This window comes from Isoptericola sp. NPDC056573, assembly GCF_042793335.1.
Taxonomy (GTDB): Bacteria; Actinomycetota; Actinomycetes; order Actinomycetales; family Cellulomonadaceae; genus Isoptericola.
This window is the reverse complement of record NZ_JBHTUY010000030.1, coordinates 1-2,870: the sequence shown is the minus strand read 5'-3', so window position 1 is coordinate 2,870 and position 2,870 is coordinate 1. Positions and strand designations below refer to the sequence as shown.

Annotated in this window: 4 protein-coding genes; all 4 read right to left on the bottom strand. The window is 42.1% G+C overall.

Going from position 1 to position 2,870, the window contains the following annotated elements; translation table 11 throughout:
* Window positions 1–110: 110 nt before the first annotated feature.
* The 4 genes from ACFQ8E_RS21950 to ACFQ8E_RS21935 all read right to left on the bottom strand — a co-directional run bounded on the left by ACFQ8E_RS21950 (window position 111) and on the right by ACFQ8E_RS21935 (window position 2,724).
* Window positions 111–473 (bottom strand): hypothetical protein, encoded by a 363-nt coding sequence (locus ACFQ8E_RS21950; protein ID WP_377895727.1) that lies wholly within the window; start codon window positions 471–473, stop codon window positions 111–113.
* Window positions 470–1,249, bottom strand: a complete 780-nt coding sequence (locus tag ACFQ8E_RS21945; protein WP_377978838.1) for a hypothetical protein — start codon at window positions 1,247–1,249, stop codon at window positions 470–472. Before ACFQ8E_RS21945 ends, ACFQ8E_RS21950 begins: the two co-directional genes overlap by 4 nt.
* A 365-nt stretch (window positions 1,250–1,614) precedes the next feature.
* Complete coding sequence (locus tag ACFQ8E_RS21940) at window positions 1,615–2,142, bottom strand: Holliday junction resolvase RecU (RefSeq protein ID WP_213377478.1); 528 nt, start codon at window positions 2,140–2,142, stop codon at window positions 1,615–1,617.
* Window positions 2,143–2,466: 324 nt separating this feature from the next.
* Window positions 2,467–2,724, bottom strand: a complete 258-nt coding sequence (locus tag ACFQ8E_RS21935; RefSeq protein ID WP_380715712.1) for a hypothetical protein — start codon at window positions 2,722–2,724, stop codon at window positions 2,467–2,469.
* Window positions 2,725–2,870 lie beyond the last annotated feature (146 nt).

Below are 2,870 nucleotides of genomic sequence, written 5' to 3'. Positions count from 1 at the left end.
GATGCAAATTGCTGTCATTTGGTTTCGCAATTCTTGGCTGCTTGTTTCACCAATAACACCGATCAATGAAATGGCTATAACGATCATGAGTAGGATTTTGAATACTGTGATCATGACAAGCCCCCATCAAACTCTTTTAATGTGAATCCCATATTTTTAGCAGCATCCCAAACGGCACTAGCACGAAAGGCGTTAAGCGTGACAGCTTCTTCATTGTTTTGTCGTAGAGCTTCATTTTTTAGAGTAATATACGCTTCGTACTGATCTTGTAATGTCTTTTCCAGTTCATCCATCTTCTGAATGGCCGCCTCAAGATAAACCGAAAAATCCAGCGTTTCTTCTTGTGCATGCTGCATCCATTCTTTCAAACTATGGGAATCCGTATGAACCTCTTTTCCGTATTTCTTTAATCCCTTCGCCTGCTGCGCCTCTATCTTTTGATAAACGCTGCTGATAATCTTGTTTTCGCTCATCTTAGCCCTTCCTCTCGAATTATTTTATTGACGGTGTGATTAGTCATTTTCACACTTAAAACCTTAGCGATTGCAGCGCCTGACATACCTTGATTAAAATATTCTTTAATTTCGGCAATCAGTTCCGGCGTTCGCTCGATTTTTCGCTCTATAGGACGTATCCCAATACTCCTTTTATAAACCATGTACTCCGACAAGCATCTGAACCCGAATTCCTTCGCTATTTCTGTTTCTTTTTTCCCTTCCCGCCTTTTGGCTTCCCATTCTTCCGGTTTGAAATAGTATTTCTTTCCCTTGATCCTTCGGTTTTTCCACTCGAAGCCCTGTTCTTTTATAATAGTCCCTACTGTAACGCCACTAATTGGGACGTCAAGTTTTGCAGCTATCTGATTTTGCGAAAGTCCTTGTGCAGCGTATTTTTTAATTTGTTCTAATAGTTCCGGTGTCCGTTGAATTATTTTCCCTTGCTTCGGAATCCCTATTATGTCTTTATAGTCGTAGTATTCAGCAAAGTTGGTAAACCCGAATTCTTTAGCAACTTCTTTTTCTAACATGCCTTGCGCTTTCGCTTGTTTCCACTCTTCTACGGTAAAATAATAAGGCTTTTGTTTCTCTTCTGTTTCGTCCTTCTCTAAATTGTTCTTTACTTTCCAACTAACAAGGGTTTCAAGTGGTACATCAAGCTGATTCCGCGCTATTTCATAATCTCTCATTCCTCTGTTGTGCAACATCATATACTGATCTGTGGTAAAGCCGATTTCCTCAAGAATGCACATTGAAAGCCCCTCCTATGTTTAAATTAGTTCCTCAAGATCATCTAAAGGTTCGTTCTGTTTCTTCGGCCATTCCCATGTAGAAACGTGTTTTTCGTACGGTCTGATTGGGTGTTTTTTGATATATTCCTGGCGCTGCTCTTCTGTCATTCTCCATACGACTACTTCCCCTGCACGTCTTGAATTTTTATTTGAACTCATAATGATTTCCCCCTTGTGATTGATAAAGTACCCCGTGGCTCCTGCTGAATGGTATTTCCTGTTTTACTGCCTGTTTGGTCATGCCTTCTTCAAAAACCGTAATGACTTGCAGCTCTTCGCGATCATAATTAGTTGCCTCCCACTGAACTACACGCCGCGCCATCTTCTCAGCCCCCTATTTTCGACAAATCTTTACTTTTTTCGACATTCTGAAAGCATAATTCTAGGTAATCAAGGGGAACGCCCCGCCTTGTTCTGATTGGATCGCAATTAAGATAGATGTCCTGGTATGGAATCGACTTCGGGCCGTTGTCTTTGGCTGCTTCCCAATACTTCAGGAAAAACGGCATTCTCACAAAGTAAAATTCCCTCAATTTTGAAAATTCAATTAATAGGAATGATATGCCGCCTTGATCCATGAACCGTTTAAGGTATTCGACTTGGTGATCATGGACGTTCTTCAATTCAAACCGTGTGTTTATTTGTGTTGCCTTCGCATCAAACGCGATTCCACGCCCCTGGGCTATCCCTACATAGTCAACGGTGCTTTTCTTCTCGTACACGATCCGGCCGCGTATATTCTTTGTTGGCGTTGCTACTTCGTCCACTAGCGCCCAGCCCTTATGCTTATATACGGCGTTTGTTTGGTTTACAAGTAGCTGAAGGCCCTTTCCTCTGTTTGCGTAATTGATCATTTAGCAACCTCCCAAAAAGTCAGAATGATATAAGCAGCAACCCCGACCGTCAGCCCTTGAATCAAGCTGATAAAGACGATAAAACCTATTTCACGTAGAAGTGCTTTCATTCAGCATCCTCCTTATTGATCCGGTTACTCCTTCTATCTGCAAACATGATTGTTCGGTATTCCCGTAACTGATTTTCAATAGTTTCCGCAGGCACTAAAGGGTATGCAGTTTTTTCCCACAATATAAAATCACATTGCTTATCGTTCGCATCGGGAAAGTATTTCCGCACTAAATCTATCCACGTCATCCCGCTATTTTTCACCGCTTTAATCATCAGACAGCACCCCAAGACATTCTGATGCTATCTCTCAGACCCGCCGGCCGCAAAGTAGTCTTTGACTTCACAGGAAGCCCCATGATGAACAGCGTTCGCGTTTCCTGGATAAGCGATTTATCATTGTGCGTTACAAACTCTTCTTCCTGTACCCGCTTCACCATGCCGCCATACTGTGAAACTACTTCTCTTTTAATCATTTTCATATCAGCTCCCACCATTTGAATTTTTTTCGTGTGCGCCCGCATGTGGCGCACGTATTGGAATCGTTTATCTTGTGGTATCCTCTAACTTTGCAGATGGTTCCTTTCATCTTTTGGATCATTCCGCTTCCCCCTTCAGCTGCTTCAAACACTCTTCAAGGAATGGGATTTCCTCTTTTGTGAATTTTATTGTTGTGTCC

Bases quoted from the DNA above. Each gene is read 5' to 3' on its own strand.
- ACFQ8E_RS21940 (WP_213377478.1), bottom strand. From the start codon at position 2,142: ATGATCAATTACGCAAACAGAGGAAAGGGCCTTCAGCTACTTGTAAAC.
- ACFQ8E_RS21950 (WP_377895727.1), bottom strand. From the start codon at position 473: ATGAGCGAAAACAAGATTATCAGCAGCGTTTATCAAAAGATAGAGGCG.
- ACFQ8E_RS21945 (WP_377978838.1), bottom strand. From the start codon at position 1,249: ATGTGCATTCTTGAGGAAATCGGCTTTACCACAGATCAGTATATGATG.